This is a genomic window from Streptomyces sp. NPDC058326, from assembly GCF_042879855.1.
Lineage (GTDB): Bacteria > Actinomycetota > Actinomycetes > Streptomycetales > Streptomycetaceae > Streptomyces.
Map to the genome: position 1 here is coordinate 236,014 of NZ_JBHVZO010000006.1, position 15,153 is coordinate 251,166.

13 protein-coding genes are annotated in these 15,153 nt (G+C 69.8%); 8 read left to right on the top strand and 5 right to left on the bottom strand.

What is annotated here, in order from left to right; translation table 11 throughout:
- Window positions 1-100: 100 nt before the first annotated feature.
- The 3 genes from ACFVYX_RS14910 to ACFVYX_RS14920 all read left to right on the top strand — a co-directional run bounded on the left by ACFVYX_RS14910 (window position 101) and on the right by ACFVYX_RS14920 (window position 3,340).
- Window positions 101-1,186 carry a sugar ABC transporter substrate-binding protein gene (locus tag ACFVYX_RS14910; protein ID WP_389681749.1) on the top strand — a complete coding sequence of 362 codons (1,086 nt, stop codon included), beginning with the start codon at window positions 101-103 and terminating at the stop codon, window positions 1,184-1,186.
- 70 nt (window positions 1,187-1,256) lie between these two features.
- Complete coding sequence (locus tag ACFVYX_RS14915; protein ID WP_389681750.1) at window positions 1,257-2,036, top strand: ATP-binding cassette domain-containing protein; 780 nt, start codon at window positions 1,257-1,259, stop codon at window positions 2,034-2,036.
- On the top strand, window positions 2,033-3,340 hold the full coding sequence (locus ACFVYX_RS14920; RefSeq protein WP_389681751.1) for a sugar ABC transporter permease: 1,308 nt from the start codon (window positions 2,033-2,035) through the stop codon (window positions 3,338-3,340). Before ACFVYX_RS14915 ends, ACFVYX_RS14920 begins: the two co-directional genes overlap by 4 nt.
- 9 nt (window positions 3,341-3,349) lie before the next feature.
- Here the strand turns inward: ACFVYX_RS14920 and ACFVYX_RS14925 are convergent, their stop codons facing one another.
- Window positions 3,350-5,077 (bottom strand): BCCT family transporter, encoded by a 1,728-nt coding sequence (locus tag ACFVYX_RS14925; protein ID WP_389681835.1) that lies wholly within the window; start codon window positions 5,075-5,077, stop codon window positions 3,350-3,352.
- 320 nt (window positions 5,078-5,397) lie between these two features.
- On the opposite strand from ACFVYX_RS14925, the gene ACFVYX_RS14930 reads away from it, so the two are divergent.
- Entirely contained in the window at window positions 5,398-6,033 is a 636-nt protein-coding gene (locus ACFVYX_RS14930) for a GntR family transcriptional regulator (RefSeq protein WP_389681752.1), read from the top strand.
- Between the two features lie 159 nt (window positions 6,034-6,192).
- On the top strand, window positions 6,193-7,575 hold the full coding sequence (locus tag ACFVYX_RS14935; RefSeq protein ID WP_389681753.1) for an amidohydrolase family protein: 1,383 nt from the start codon (window positions 6,193-6,195) through the stop codon (window positions 7,573-7,575).
- A 53-nt stretch (window positions 7,576-7,628) separates the two neighbouring features.
- Here the strand turns inward: ACFVYX_RS14935 and ACFVYX_RS14940 are convergent, their stop codons facing one another.
- From ACFVYX_RS14940 to ACFVYX_RS14950, 3 genes are all read right to left on the bottom strand, one after another.
- Window positions 7,629-8,003: a VOC family protein gene (locus tag ACFVYX_RS14940; protein WP_389681754.1), complete on the bottom strand. Its 375-nt coding sequence runs from the start codon at window positions 8,001-8,003 to the stop codon at window positions 7,629-7,631.
- Between the two features lie 496 nt (window positions 8,004-8,499).
- The gene (locus ACFVYX_RS14945; RefSeq protein ID WP_389681755.1) at window positions 8,500-10,008 is read right to left on the bottom strand and encodes a DUF4246 domain-containing protein; all 1,509 of its coding nucleotides are present in this window, start codon (window positions 10,006-10,008) and stop codon (window positions 8,500-8,502) included.
- A gap of 279 nt (window positions 10,009-10,287) precedes the next feature.
- The gene (locus tag ACFVYX_RS14950; RefSeq protein WP_389681756.1) at window positions 10,288-10,671 is read right to left on the bottom strand and encodes a VOC family protein; all 384 of its coding nucleotides are present in this window, start codon (window positions 10,669-10,671) and stop codon (window positions 10,288-10,290) included.
- Window positions 10,672-10,872: 201 nt separating this feature from the next.
- Here ACFVYX_RS14950 and ACFVYX_RS14955 point away from each other — a divergent pair, with 201 nt between their 5' ends.
- A complete protein-coding gene (locus tag ACFVYX_RS14955) occupies window positions 10,873-11,337 on the top strand; it encodes a MarR family transcriptional regulator (protein ID WP_389681757.1) in 465 nt (154 codons plus the stop codon).
- A 554-nt stretch (window positions 11,338-11,891) separates the two neighbouring features.
- Complete coding sequence (locus tag ACFVYX_RS14960) at window positions 11,892-13,460, top strand: polysaccharide lyase family 1 protein (protein WP_389681758.1); 1,569 nt, start codon at window positions 11,892-11,894, stop codon at window positions 13,458-13,460.
- Window positions 13,461-13,553: 93 nt separating this feature from the next.
- Here ACFVYX_RS14960 and ACFVYX_RS14965 read toward each other — a convergent pair whose 3' ends face one another.
- Window positions 13,554-14,240 (bottom strand): hypothetical protein, encoded by a 687-nt coding sequence (locus ACFVYX_RS14965; RefSeq protein ID WP_389681759.1) that lies wholly within the window; start codon window positions 14,238-14,240, stop codon window positions 13,554-13,556.
- 205 nt (window positions 14,241-14,445) lie between these two features.
- Between ACFVYX_RS14965 and ACFVYX_RS14970 the strand changes: the two genes are divergently transcribed.
- Window positions 14,446-15,141 carry a beta-glucanase gene (locus ACFVYX_RS14970; protein WP_389681836.1) on the top strand — a complete coding sequence of 232 codons (696 nt, stop codon included), beginning with the start codon at window positions 14,446-14,448 and terminating at the stop codon, window positions 15,139-15,141.
- The last annotated feature ends 12 nt before the right edge of the window (window positions 15,142-15,153 follow it).

Consider the following 15,153-nt stretch of genomic DNA (forward strand, 5'->3'; position numbering starts at 1 on the left):
GGTCACCAGGTTGACGCTAATGTCGATATATGGCCACATGCGTCCCCTGGGCCCCGCGGTCACGCGGCGGCGGGACGGGGGCGTACGGAAGGAGCCTCCCATGACCCGTACATTGCGTGGCGCGATAGCCCTGGCCGGAGCGACGGCCCTCTGCCTGGGAGCGGTGGCGACCAGCGGGGCCTCCCAGCCGGCGTCGGAGGCTCAGGGCGAGGTGCGCATCGGCCTTCTGCTGCCGGAGAGCAAGACCACGCGGTACGAGAAGTTCGACCGGCCGTACATCGAGGCCAAGATCAAGGAGCTGGCGCCCGACGCCCAGATCGACTACTACAACGCCGCCGAGAGCGCCACCACCCAGCAGCAGCAGGTGAACACGGCACTCGCCAAGGGCGACAAGGTCCTCATCCTGGACGCCGTGGACGCCAAGTCGATCCAGTCGTCCGTGCAGAAGGCCCGGGACGCGGGCGTGAAGGTCGTCGCGTACGACCGGCTCGCCCAGGGCCCGGTCGACGCGTACGTCTCGTACGACAACCGCAAGGTCGGTGAGCTGCAGGGCGAGGCGCTCCTGGACGCGCTCGGCGACAAGGCGGAGACCGGCGAGATCGTGATGCACAACGGTTCGCCGACCGACCCGAACGCGGCGGAGTTCAAGGCCGGGGCCCACTCGGTCCTGGACGGCAAGGTGAAGATCGGCAAGGAGTACGACACGCCGAACTGGGACCCGAACAACGCCAACCAGCAGATGTCCGGCGCGATCAGCTCCCTGGGCAAGGACAGGATCGTGGGTGTCTACTCGGCCAACGACGGACTGGCCGCCGGCATCGCCACCGCTCTCAAGGCGGCGGGCATGAACGTGCCGCTGACCGGCCAGGACGCCCAGCTCGACGCGATCCAGCGGATCCTGCTCGGCACCCAGACGATCACGGTCGAGAAGCCGTACAAGCCGGAGGCGGACATCGCGGCCACCATGGCCGTCAACCTCGCCGAGGGCAAGCCGCTCCCGGCCGACCTGACGCCCACCACCGTCACCAGCGGCAGTGGCGAGAAGGTGCCGGCCAATCTGCTGACACCGGTCGTGGTCGACAAGAACAACATCAAGGACACCGTCGTGAAGGACGGTCTGTACACGGTCCAGGAGATCTGCACCCCGACGTACGCGGCAGCCTGCAAGGAGGCCGGCCTCCAGTAGCCGCGCGGCGTGCCATACCCGGTGGGGCGGAGCGGCCCGCGCGAGCGGGCGAGCGGAGGAGGCGGTTCCTTTGCCGGAGTCAGCCGTGCTCACACTGCGGGGGATCTCCAAACGGTTCGGCGCGGTCCAGGCGCTGAAGGACTTCGACCTGGACGTGCACGCCGGTGAGGTGGTCGCGCTCGTCGGCGACAACGGCGCCGGGAAGTCCACCGCCGTCAAGGCGATCGCGGGGGTGAACCCGCCCGACGAGGGCGTCATCACGTGGGAGGGCCGTCCGGTCTCCATCCACCGGCCGCACGACGCCCAGAACCTCGGGATCGCCACCGTCTACCAGGACCTGGCCCTCTGCGACAACCTCGACGTGGTCGCGAACCTCTTCCTCGGCCGGGAACTCCGCCGCTTCGGCGTGCTCGACGAGGTCCGCATGGACCAGCGGGCGCGCGAGCTGCTCGACACCCTGTCCATCCGGATCCCGAGCGTCCGCATCCCCGTCGCCTCCCTGTCCGGCGGTCAGCGCCAGACGGTGGCGATCGCGCGCTCGCTCATCGGTGCCCCGAAGGTCGTCATCCTCGACGAGCCCACCGCGGCGCTGGGCGTGGAGCAGACCGCGGAGGTCCTCGACCTGGTCGAACGGCTCCGCGGGCAGGGTCTCGGCACCATTCTGATCAGCCACAACATGGTCGACGTGATGGCGGTCGCCGACCGGATCGCCGTGATGCGCCTCGGCCGGAACAACGGCTTCTTCGACAGGCGCTCCACGACCACCGAGGAGATCATCTCCGCCATCACCGGAGCCAGCGACAGCGCCGTCACCCGCCGCCAGGCCCGCAAGCGGGAGGAGGAGCGATGAGCCGCGACCGCGGCCGCGCCGGGCCCCCGGCCGACAGCTCCGGCACCGGCGACACCGGCGCCCAGGAACCGGCACGGGGTGCCGTGCCCGCCGTCGACACGCGCCTCCTCGTCCGGGAGGAGGGCATCAAGGGATACGTGGGCGAGTTCCGGCGCAAGATGCGCAGCGGTGAGCTGGGTTCGCTGCCCGTCGTGCTCGCCGTGATCATCATCTGGACGGTCTTCGGCAGTCTGAACAGCACCTTCCTCTCCGCCCAGAACCTCTCCGACCTCAGCCAGCAGATCGTCGGCACCGGCATGATCGCCGTCGGCATCGTCTTCGTGCTGCTGCTCGGCGAGATCGACCTCTCGGTCGGCTCGGTCAGCGGCCTGTGTGCCGCGATCTTCGCCGTACTCAACGTCCTGAACGGCATGAACGAGTGGCTGGCGCTCCTGGTCGCCGTCGCGGGCGGCGCGGTGGTCGGCCTCATCCACGGGTTCTTCTTCGCGAAAGTCGGCGTACCGGCCTTCGTGGTCACTCTCGCGGGCAATCTCGCGTGGAACGGTCTCATGCTCCAGGTCCTCGGCACCAGCGGCACGGTCAACATCCCGAGCGAGAGCGTCGTCTCCCGCCTCTACTCGACGATCTACCACAGCCCCGCCGCCGCCTATGTGACGGCGGCCGTCGGCGTCGGGCTGTTCCTCGCGGCCTCGCTGCTCGACGCCAGGCGCCGCCGCGCGGCCCGGGTGCCGTTCCGGCCGGTCGCCGAGATCGTGCTGCGTACGGTCGTCATCGCCGCGCTCGCCTTCGTCGCCGCGTACATCCTCAACCGGTACCAGGGGCTGCCGCTCGCGCTCCTGATCTTCCTGATCCTGCTGGTGCTCCTGGACTTCGTGCTGCGGCGCACCACGTACGGCCGGCGGATCTTCGCGGTGGGCGGCAACATCGAGGGCGCGCGCCGGGCCGGTATCAGCGTGCCGTTCGTGCGGATGTCCGTCTTCTCGATCGCCGGGACGATGGCGGCGATCGGCGGCATCTTCCTCGCCGGTCAGATCCAGTCCGCGAGCCAGACCTCCGGCGGCGGCAACCTCCTGATGAACGTCATCGCCGCCGCCGTCATCGGCGGCACCAGTCTCTTCGGCGGGCGCGGCTCGGTCTGGTCCGCGCTGCTCGGCGCGCTGGTGATCGGCTCCATCCAGTCCGGGATGAACATCATGGGCGTCAGCAACGCCGTCCAGTTCATGATCACGGGGTCGGTCCTGCTGGCGGCCGTGGTCGTCGACTCCCTGTCCCGCCGGAGCCAGAAGGCCGCGGGCAGGGCGTGACGGGGTCTCTCAGGGTGTGCCCGTGGTGCCGGGGCCGATGCGCAGTTCGAAGTCGCCGTCGTACTGTTCGTGGCCCGCGATCACCGCGAGTTCGACGACCTCCAGGCCCACCTCGCCCCGGACGATGAGCGGGTCGTTGCGGAGGTCCCGCATCAGCGCCAGGCACATGCCGATCATCACCAGGGCGAACGGCGCCGCCACGAGGATCGTGAGGTTCTGCAGGCCGGCGAGGGCGTCGCCCTGGCCGTCGCCGATCAGCAGCATGATGGCGGCCACCGCTCCGGTCACCACGCCCCAGAACACGACGACCGGACGCGTGGGCTCGAAGGCGCCGCGCTGGGACAGCGTGCCCATGACGATCGAGGCGGCGTCCGCGCCCGACACGAAGAAGATGCCGACGAGGATCATCACGAGGAGACTCATCGCGCCTGCGATCGGAAACTCCTGGAGCACGCCGAAGAGCTGCCCCTCCGGGGTCGTCTCCCCGGCCAGCTCGCCCTGTTCGCCGAGCTTCATCGCCGTACCGCCGAAGACCGCGAACCACACGAGGCTGACCGTGCTGGGCACGAGGATGACCCCGCCGACGAACTGGCGGATGGTCCGGCCCCGGCTGATCCGCGCGATGAACATCCCGACGAAGGGCGTCCAGGAGATCCACCAGGCCCAGTAGAAGACGGTCCAGCTGCCGAGCCAGTCGTGGATGTTCGCGCCGCTCGTCGCCTCCGTGCGGCCGGCCAGCTGAGGCAGGTCGCCCAGGTAGGCGGCGAGCGAGGTGGGGAGCAGGTCGAGCACGATGATGGTGGGGCCCGCCACGAACACGAAGAGGGCGAGCACCCCGGCGAGCACCATGTTGGTGTTGGAGAGCCACTGGATGCCCTTCTCCACACCGGACACGGCGGAGACGACGAAGGCCACGGTCAGGACCGCGATGATGCCGACGAGCAGTCCGGTGCCGGTCTTCTCCATCCACCCCAGCTCCTCGACGCCGCTGCCGATCTGGAGCGCGCCGAGGCCGAGCGAGGCGGCGGAGCCGAAGAGGGTGGCGAAGATGGCCAGGATGTCGATGAAGCGGCCGGGCCCGCCGTACGCCCGCCGCTCGCCCATCAGCGGGACGAACACGGCGCTGATGGTCTGGCGGCGCCGTCGGCGGAACGTGGAGTACGCGATGGCGAGCCCCACGACGGCGTAGATGGCCCACGGGTGGAGCGTCCAGTGGAAGAGCGTCGTGGCCATGGCGGTCTGCATCCGCTCGGCCGAGTCGAGGGGTTGGGTGCCGGGCGGCGGGGTGCCGTAGTGGGCGAGCGGTTCGCTCACACCGTAGAACATGAGGCCGATGCCCATGCCCGCGCTGAACATCATGGCGATCCATGACACCGTGCGGAACTCCGGGCCCTCGTCCTCCTGACCGAGGGTGATCCGGCCGTAGCGGCTGATGGCCAGCCAGAGCGCGAAGACGACGAAGCCGGAGGCGGCCAGCATGAACGCCCAGCCGCCGTTGGTGATCAGCCCTTCGAGGAGGCTGCTCGACGTGCTCTCCAGGCTGTCCGTGGCCGTGGCACCCCAGATGACGAAGGCCACCGTGAGGACGGCACTGACTCCGAACACGATCCGGTCGGTGGAGGCGCGATGGTGGCGGTCGGGGCGCCGGGGAAGGTTCGCCGTCACCGACAGGCCCTTCCTGCCGCGCCGCTCGGCGCCTGCTACGGGGCCGTCCGGCCTCTGGTCCTCCTGCAACAGGTCACACCTTTCAGGGCTTTCTCGGCATACGCGACGAAGAGGAATGTTCAGGTAAGGCAGTACCACAGCCGAGGCCGGACTCCGGGGACCAACAGACCTCCACGGCCTCTCCGATGGCCGCCGCCCGGCCGACGTATCCTCGGCCCGGGGCACCCCGAGCGCGGGGCGGAAGAGCACGGAAGAGGGCGGCACAGGTGGCGGACGGACGCGGGACCGGCTCGACGACCGGGGGTGGCGGCGGGCGGTCCGCCGGCGGGAGGAAGCCCAGCGCGGCGCCGGCTCAGGAACCGACGCGGGAACCGGCTCCGGAGCCCACACCGGTGCCGCTCGGTACGCGCGCGCGTGAGGCCGTCCTTCAGCGCATCGTCGACCGGCGGTACGCGCAGGGGGCCCGTCTCGTCGAGCGGGAGGTCGCGGAGGAGCTCGGCATGTCCCGCGTTCCGGTGCGCGAGGCGCTCCGCGCGCTGGTCACCGAGGGACTCCTCGAACTGCTCCCGCACAGCGGCGTCCGCGTGCGCCGCCTCGAACGCACCGACGTGGAGCACCTCTACGAGGTGTGGGAACCACTGGCGGTGCAGGCCTCCCGGCTGGCGGCGAGGGCTCGCGCGGCGGGCGACACCCAGGGTGTCACCGCCCTTCGGGCCGCGCTCCAGCAGGCCGAGTCGGCCGCCGCCGCGGACGAGGGGCCGCGCGAGGTGGCCGCGCACACGGCGTTCCACGAGCGCGTCGTGGCCATGACCGGCAACCCGCTGCTCGCCCGCACCATGGAGCAGCTGAGCTGGCAGCTGCGGCTCGTCTTCGGCCTGCGCGAGGAGCCGGCGCACATGCGGGCCCAGCACGCCGAGATGTACCGGCACATCGAGGCGGGGGACGCGGAGGCGGCGGCGGCGAGCACGCTGCTGCACGTACGGGACAGCAGATCCGTGGCTCTGCGGTCCCTCTTCGGCGACGCCTGAGACTTTTCGTATACCAGATCAGCCATGCCTCGCCACCTGAAGACACTTCACCAACCCTGAACGGGCATTTCTCCCTCGGGGATCTCCACCCTTGCCCACCGTCGCACACTTGGTATACAAAACAGGGAAGCCTCTCGGCCCACTCCCCCAGGAGCACCCATGTGCGTCGAATCCACCCCGCCGCCCTCCGCCAAGCTCACCCGCCGCGGCGTACTCGCCGGAGCGGCAGCCCTCGCCGGCGCGACGACCGTGGCGGCCGCCGCGGCCGCGCCCGCCCAGGCCGTGACCGGGTCCGCCTCCGCTTCGGCCGCCGCGTCCGCCTCCGTCTCCGCCGGCGCGAAGAGCGCCCCCGGACGCGGCGGGCGGGACGTGGTCTTCCGTGACGTTCGCCCGTTCGGCTCGGCGAGGGCGACGGACCTCGTGGTCGTCGACGGCCGCGTCTCGGACGGCCCGGCGCCGCGCGGCGCGAAGGTCGTCGACGGTGGCGGCAGGATCGCCCTGCCCTCCCTCGTGGACGCCCACATCCACCCCGACAAGACGACCTGGGGCGGCTCCTGGGTGTCGCGCCGGCCGGCGAGCGGCATCGCGGACTACGTCGCCCAGGACGTGGAACTGTTCCGCAGCCAGCGACGCCCCGTCGGGGAGCGCGCGTACGGGCTGATGTCCCACGCCGTCGCCCGGGGCACCCGCGCGATGCGCGCTCACGCCGACGTGGCCCCGGCGTACGGTCTGGCCGGGGTGGAGGGCGTGGCGGAAGCCCGGGAGCGGCTGCGCCACGCGCTCGACGTGCAGATCGTCGCCTTCCCCCAGCACGGCGTCATCCGCACCCCGGGCACGGCGGCGCTGCTCGAGAAGGCGGCGCGCGAAGGCGTCATCGACATGATCGGCGGCATCGACCCGATCGGTTTCGACCAGGCTCTCGACGAACAGCTCGACATCGTCTTCGGCATCGCGGACCGCCACGGCGTCGGCGTGGACATCCACCTGCACGACCGCGGCGAGAAGGGCATGCGGGCCATGCGCGGCATCGTCGAACGGACGCGGGCCCTCTCGCTCGCCGGAAAGGTCACCGTCAGCCATGTGTTCTGCCTTCCAGGGCTGACGGACAGTGAACTCGGCTCCGTCGCGGCGGACTTGGGCGAGCAGGACATCGCCCTGACGACGGTCGCGCCGTCCGATTCCCTGGTCCTGCCGATCGCCCGTCTGCGCGAGCACGGGGTGCGGGTCGGGCTCGGGTCCGACGGGGTGCGGGACTCGTGGAGCCCGTTCGGCGACGCCGACATGATGCACCGCGCGCATCTGCTCGGCTGGGTGACGGACGTACGCCTCGACGAGGAGCTGACGGACTGTTACGACGTCGCGGCGCACGGGGGCGCGGACGTGATGGGTCTCGACCACGCCGACTTCGAGCCGGGCGCCCCGGCGGACTTCGTCCTCGTCCGGGGCGAATGCCTGCCGCAGGTCGTCGTGGACATGCCGCGCCGTGACATGGTGGTGCACGGCGGTGTCGTCGTGGCCCGCGACGGGGAGTTCCTGGCCTGAGCCTCAGCGGCCGGCCCGGGCACCGCTCTCGGTGCCCGGCCGGCCGGCGGCACCTACAGGTAGGGCCGCGTGATCAGCTCGAAGGCGTGCCCGGCGGGATCCTTGAAGTAGACCCCTCGGCCACCGTGCTCGGTGTTGGTCTCGCCGGGGCGCTGCATCTGCGGGTCGGCCCAGTGCTCGATCCCCTGGTCGCGGAGTCGCCCGTACGCGCGGTCGAAGAGCTCGTCGTCGACGAGGAACGCGTAGTGCTGCATCTGGATCTCGACCGGGGGCTCGGCGAACTGGATCAGAACGCCGTCGGTGAGCTGGACGTTGAGGAAGGGGCCCCAGGACGGTGCTTCGGGAAGTTCCAGCAACTCCCGGAAGAACTTCGCCGATTCGTGGCGGTCCTTGGCGGCGATGATGGTGTGGTTGAACGTGACTGCCATGTGGATGACCTCGCTGTGTGATTCGACACGGAAACGGATGCGCAGTACGTGCGCACGGGGAGGGCCGCGTGCCGAACCGTGGGGGTGCTTTCGACGCACCCACCGAGCGATCAGTCGTCCACCGGATGGCCCGTCTGTGTATGGCGTCGAGTCGCCGGTCCGGTGTTCACGTCGGAAGACGCTACGTGATCACTGCGGGTGTGGCAAGAGGTTTCAGCGATCAAGTACCGCTCCCGAACTCCCCGCTGCCGTCGTGCCGTTCGCGGCGGAGGGCTTCCCCTCGCGGCTGCCCGCCGGACGACGCGTCGTCGTGCGCGCTTCCCGCGGCATCGCCGCCAGGTACGACGAGACCGCCGCCTCGTACGAAGCGGCGGTCGGTGCGGCGGTCGTTCCCGCTCAGGGCGAGATCCGGAGTTCCGCCGTGGTCATCCGGCTGCGGCGCCCGGAGCACGCCCCTCGCGCGGCTGAAAGCGTGGCGGGGGATCCGGCGGGCAGTTCAGTGCTCGCAGAGGGAGAATTCCCGTTCGTAGAGCTGCTCGTTGTGTTCGTCGACGAAGAACTTGCGTTCCTTCATGAGCTCTTCGCGGTAGTTCTTGGCCTGTTCAAGCGTCATGGTCGAGGTGTCGGACCATGGTTGCTGAGGTGGCACATCGGATGTCGAGACGATCTTTTCCGAAGGGTCGACAAGGAAGAACGCGAGAATTTTGCGATGTCCCGGGCGGGTGGGGTCCACGAGACCGAATGAGCCGACGCGGTGCTGCAGGATGTTCGGGAACGCCAGGCAGCGGCCCGCCGGGGTCGATGTCGATCCCAGCACCTGGTTCAGCGCGTCCTCGTTCTCCAGGCCGTAGACGTCACGCATGCCGTTGTCGTCGTTCTGCTCGTAGTACGGGTCGTCGAGTGCCGCCCGGAAGCTGAGCCGGCTTTCCGTGATGTTCTCGCTGTCCCAGTAGTAGATGCCGGTCGAGACGATCCGCTCGTTCAACATCCCCTCCACGTGCCAGGAACCGCCGGCGTACTCGGGCTTGTCCGGGGTGAGATGAATGGTGGCGAGCTTGACGATGACCTGGAGACGGCGGCCGCGCAGGTCGACTCGGCCGGAGGCATCGGGCAGCTCGGGCGGGGTGAAGGCCGGGGCGTCCGGAATGACCGGGCGGCGGTTCTCCCACCAGTCGTCCTGGGCCGCTCCCCACGCGCGAAGAGCTTCTCTGTAGGCCGCGTCATCGCTGTAGGAGGATTCCTCCGGCTCCTCCGGCTCCGAGTCGTACCATCCGTAAGGATCGACGTCGATCCGCAGGGGCCGGGGATGGCGCAGATCGGTGAGTACGTTCTCCAGCAGCGGGCGCATCGACGCGAACACGTCCGGCAGGACCGAGGCGAGTTCGCGATGGTCCTCGGGGTGGACGTTGTTGACGTACGAACGGAAGGCGACGTCCCCGTCCTCGCTGACGTCGACGTCCGTGGGCAGCCACTGGAACTTCTCCGAGAACTCGTACTTCGAGTAGCTCTGCGTCGGGTTCTCCCAAGCCCGTTCGGGCGCGCCGCTCGCCTCTCTCACCAGGCAGAAAAGTGAGGGATGAACCAGATCGAGTACCTGGCCGTCGGATCCGGGATGCCAGTCCTTCTCTGCCTCGGGGACGTCTTCCAGAACCTGGACCGCCTCGCGCAGCCGGGTTCTGAGTTCGTCGTCGACCAGTGTGTCCGAGTGCCACACCCCGTCGACGGCGGACACCTCGACGCCGGTTCGGCCGTCCCGCAGCGCGGCATAATGCGCGAGTTCGGCAAGCACGTAACGGACCTGCGCTTCGGTGAGCCCCTGGGCGACCGCTTCTTTCGTCCACCTGGCGACGATGTCGGCATCGTTCATCTTGTCGAACCAGCCGGGCTTCGCCCGAATGTCCGAGCTGCACTGCATCATGTCAAGTTCCCGCAACGTTCGGGGTTTCGCGAACGAAAGGGAACGGGAAGCATAAAAGGGCAGCGGAAAAGCAGACAGGCCAGTCAATTCTCTTGGTCCTCCCGGTCGGTGTGCGGTGGCGGGAAGGATACGTGAGCGGACTGACACCGCGGCCGTGGCCCCTGCCCTCGCCGGTCCGGACGCCAGGCCTCCTCCTGCGAGCGCCATGCCGTCCCCTCGCCTCAGGAGGCACCGGGCGTGACGACGGGCTCGCCGGCCGCTACGAGGCGGCAGGTGTCGTCGCGGCGGGCATCGGCATCAGCACCGGCATCGGCATACGGCTGAGACCAGCTGGGATCCGAACCCTGCCGGGACCGCGTTTCAGCGTCAGGAATGCGCAGCGGCTCGGTCGGACTCACTCCGCAGAACGCAGAATTCGTTACCTTCGGGATCAGCGAGAACCGCCCAGCCTGAACCATCAGGATTCCGGTGATCAGCGACGAAGGTCGCACCCAGGCCCAGCAGACGGTCCACCTCCGGATCGCGCGAGGTCTCAGGACGCAGGCACAGATGGATCCGATTCTTGATCGTCTTCGCCTCTGGCACCTGGTTGAAGTACAGCACGGGACCCTCCGCCAGCAGTACCTCGGTCTCCCGGTCACCCGGCCTGGCGTCCGGATGCACCGGACGGCCCGTCACACCGCTCCAGAACCGGGCCAGCTCATAGGCATCCGCACAGTCGATCGCCACGTTCTGCATCACCGAAACCATGCGCACCAGCTTCCCCGACTTCCACTCAGGACGCCACCGACCTGCGGTCATGGCTCGCGCGTTCGCATCAGCGGGGGCTGCGCCCCTCGGGGCTCCGCCTGCCGCGTGACGCTGAAACCGGCCGGCCGGACCGCCTTGACCTCGACCAAACCTGAGGTTCTACCGTGATCATGTTCCGTCGATCACGAGGAGGAGAGACACGTGAGTGTGACGCTCGGGGAGTACTCGCAGGAGGAATTGGCCGCTCAGCCCATCGGGGCGTGGACGGGCATGGCGTACCGGCTCGTGGTCGGAGCCCTCCGTGAGCAGTTGGCGGTGGAGGACCTCACACAACCGCATTGGTGGACGATCAACCACGTTGCCGGGGATCCGGGCAGATGGACCCGCGCAGCGTTGATCGAGCGGCTGACGAAGTGGGACGACCTCGGGACCGACTTCCACGGTGTCTTCGATGACCTTGTCGACCGTGGCTGGCTGGTCGAGGACGGAGGGCTCATGACGCTGACCGAAGCGGGAGAGGAGGGACGCGTGCGGGCCAGGCAGCGCAACAGGCGTGTCCATCAGCAGGTCCACGAAGGCGTGGACACGGCCGACTTCGTGACCACGATCAACGTCCTGCGTCGCATGGTCGCCAATCTGGGCGGCGACGGCGACCTGCCCGCCTGAAGAAGGCCCTTGAGCCACCTCGGGCAGGCGACCTCTGCCCGAGGTGGCGGGGACGTGGCCCGGCGGGACATGGACTGACGGGGACGTGGCCTGGCGAGGACGGCCACGCTTCGCGGACCGGCAGTGGTCGCGGAACCCGTTGGCGCGACGCCCGGGGACGATCAAGGCCCCCGCCCTCGTCGTGCCGCGACGATCGCGGGCTCACGCGCCGGCTCCGGACCCTTCATCGATCTTGATGTCTGGAGCAACGCCCGTACGCCCCACGGTCTCCCACCCCGCGTCGCCCCTGCGAGCCGAGGCCCCGCCGGACCTCCGTCGCCTTTGAGCACCGTCCGTCGGCGGCCCCCGGGCCTTTCCCGGCGCTCCGTATCCGTCGTTGCGCGAAGCCTTGCCACGCCCCGGGGGCCACCCTATTCTCCGGGAAAGAAAGCGCTTTCCATCCGTCCATGGGCGTCTCCCCGCAGGCTGCCCATGGACGGTTTCTTCTGGACTGAACGGCCCATCCCCACCCCATCCCCACCCCCCAGCGTTCACAGACGAGAAGGACGGCGAGCATGAGACGACCAGTCGTACGGCGACTCCACGCGGCCACGGCCGCGATGGCCCTGGCGGCCGCGACCGGTGTGGTGCTGGCGATGCCCGAGGCATCAGCGGCCACCAACGGCGCCGGCGGATACGCGACACAGAACGGCGGAACCACCGGCGGCGCGGGCGGGCAGACGGTGCGCGCCACCACCGGAACCCAGATCCACGCCGCCCTCTGCGGCCGGGCCAGCAGCAGCACCCCGATCACCATTCAGGTCGAGGGGACCGTCAACCACGCCAACACCGCGAAGGTGTCAGGCACCAGCTGCAACACCGCCGCCGGCGTGATCGAGCTGAAGCAGATCAGCAACGTCACCATCGTCGGGGTCGGAGCGGGCGCCGTCTTCGACCAACTCGGCATCCACATACGTGAGTCCAGCAACATCATCATCCAGAACGTGACCGTCAAGAACGTCAAGAAGTCGGGCTCGCCCGTCTCCAACGGCGGTGACGCCATCGGCATGGAGAGCGGCGTCCGCAACGTCTGGGTCGACCACGTCACGCTGGAGGCGTCGGGCGGGGAGTCGGAGGGCTACGACGGCCTCTTCGACATGAAGGACAACACCCAGTACGTGACCCTGTCGTACAGCATCCTGCGCAACTCCGGCCGCGGCGGCCTCGTCGGATCCAGCGAGACGGAGCTCTCGAACGGCTTCATCACGTACCACCACAACCTGTACGAGAACATCGACTCGCGCGCGCCTCTGCTCCGCGGCGGCGTCGCCCACATGTACAACAACCACTATCTGCGGATCAACGAGTCCGGCATCAACTCCCGGGCCGGCGCCCGCGCCAAGGTGGACAACAACTACTTCGAGGACTCCAAGGACGTCCTCGGCACCTTCTACACGGACGCGGCCGGATACTGGCAGGTCAGCGGGAACGTCTTCGACAACGTGACCTGGTCGGCCCGCGGCACCGACAACAACCCGGCCGGGCCGAACCCGCAGTCCAACACGACCGTCGCCATCCCGTACGCCTTCACCCCCGACGCCGCCGGCTGTGTGCCGGACGTCGTCAGCCGGACGGCGGGCGCCGGAAAGGGACTTCAGGTCTCGGACGGCAACTGCTCTCCGCAGTCGCCCTCCCCCACCCCGACGCCGTCGACGCCCTCCCCGCAGCCGACCACGCCGAGCCCCACCACGCCCACGCCGGGGCCGACCCAGCCGGGCGGGACCAACCTCAGCATCGGGGCAGGGTCCGACGGTTCGAGCAAGGCCGACGGTACGAGCTACGGCAACGTGCGGGACGGCAACCTGAGCACCTACTGGTCACCGGCCGGCTCGACCGGATCCGTGTCGATCAAGTGGGGCACCGCCACCACCGTCTCCTCCCTCGCCATCCGTGAGGCGGCGGGCGCGACGGGCGCCATCGGGTCCTGGAGGGTCCTGAACGGCGACACCGGGACCGTACTGGCGTCGGGCAGCGGGGCGGGCGTCATCACCGTGCCCCGCACCGCGCTGAAGAAGATCACCTTCGAGATCGTCAGCTCGACCGGTACGCCCCGGGTGGCCGAGTTCGAGACCTACGCCGGATAGCCGTCTCCAGCGGCCCGTCGGCGGTCCGGGTCCGGATCCACCTTCCCCGGACCCGGACCGCCGACCGCCCTCACGCGTGCGCGTTCCGCCGGGTCAGCTCACGAACTCCCGGTCGCCGTAGCGCACCTGGGCCTCGTTCCAGTCGGCCCCCAGTGCGGCCGTGAACCTCCGCGCCAGCGGCAGATCGGCGACCGGCGCGACGAGGACGAGACGGCCGTCGAGGGTGACCGAGCCTCCACCGAGCTTCTCGCGGGCCTCGGGGTCCGCGACGAGTGCCTCGCGCAGACCGCTCGCCCCGACGCCCGGCACCTCGATCTCGACCGCGTCGGTCTCCGGTGAGGTACGGGGCAGACAGCGGAAGGTGAGCACGGCCTCCTGGTCGTACTCCTTGGCGATGACGCCGGCGAGGTGACGGAGCCCGTCACGGCCCACCCTCTCGACGTCGAACGCGCGTGACCGCTCGTACGTGGCCTGCCGCAGCTCCTCGGACCAGAAGACGCCGTCGAGGAGCGTCGAGGAGCGCGGGCGGGCGCCGTGGGCGCGGATGATCGCACGCACCTCATGGTCGAAGCGGGTCAGCCGGGTGCTGAGCCGTGGGTCGTCCGGGTCCGTGATGATCGCTGTGTTGTCGGTCGCGAAGATCTCCGCCGCCGGGCATCCGGGGTCGGTGGGGGTCGCGTACGTGCTCTCCGCGCCCGTGAGACCGAGCACGAGGGCGGCGACGGCCGCGGCGAGGAGCCGCAGCCGGAGACGTGGGCCAGGTGTGATGTCTTCCTTCATGCGGTGGAGAACGAGCCGGCGGGGTGCCGGATGCAGCGGCACCGCCAGTCGGGTGGTCGGGGCGGCGCGTGGCTGCGGTGACGACTTGTCGCCATCGGGCGGTCCGCCGCGTGCGGGCGGTACGGGGTGGGCAGCCTCGTCCCGGTACGGCCCGGCCGTACCGGGACGAAAGGAGCGTGCCGTGCTGTCCGACTTCTTCGACCGGCTGCTGGGTCGCCGCGGGGCGGCGCCGGGCGGGCCCGCGCGACGTCCGGGGACCCTCGTGCTCGACGCGGACTTCTCCTCCGCCGAGCAGTGGACGGCCGGCCGGTCCTGGGCGTATCCCGGCGGCGGGCCGACCAATCCGGGCGACAACAAGCTCGACCACCTCGTGGCCGATCCCTCGTACAGCAGGACGGGCGTGTTCCGGGCGACCCGCCGGTCCGACGGCAACTGGGACGCGGGGCTGCTCACCACGGAGGGCAGCCCCGAGGGCTTCCTGGTGCGGGCCGGCGACGTCCTGGAGGCACGGGTGCGGCTGCCGGTGGAGACGGGCGCCTGGCCGGCGATCTGGACCTGGCTGGACGGCGGACAGGAGATCGACGTCTTCGAGTACCACCCCGACAACCCGGATCTGCTGGAGCTGTCGAACCGGATCCGTGGCCGGCACCTCTACTTCCGGGACCCGGCCGTCCAGCCGGGGGCGTGGGTCGACCTCCGGGTCGAGTTCGGCGCCCGCGGCGTGGTGTGGTGGCTCAACGGAGTCCGGGTCTTCGACGACCGGCGCGGGGTGGGGCGTTCCTGGAAGGCCCACCTCATCGTGAACCTGTCGGTGTGCGCGGGCCGCTACCATCCGGCGCCCGATCCCGGCACGTCGGAGATGTCGTACGAGGTGGCGGAGTTGCGCGTGTACCGGGACTGAGCCTCCCCGGGC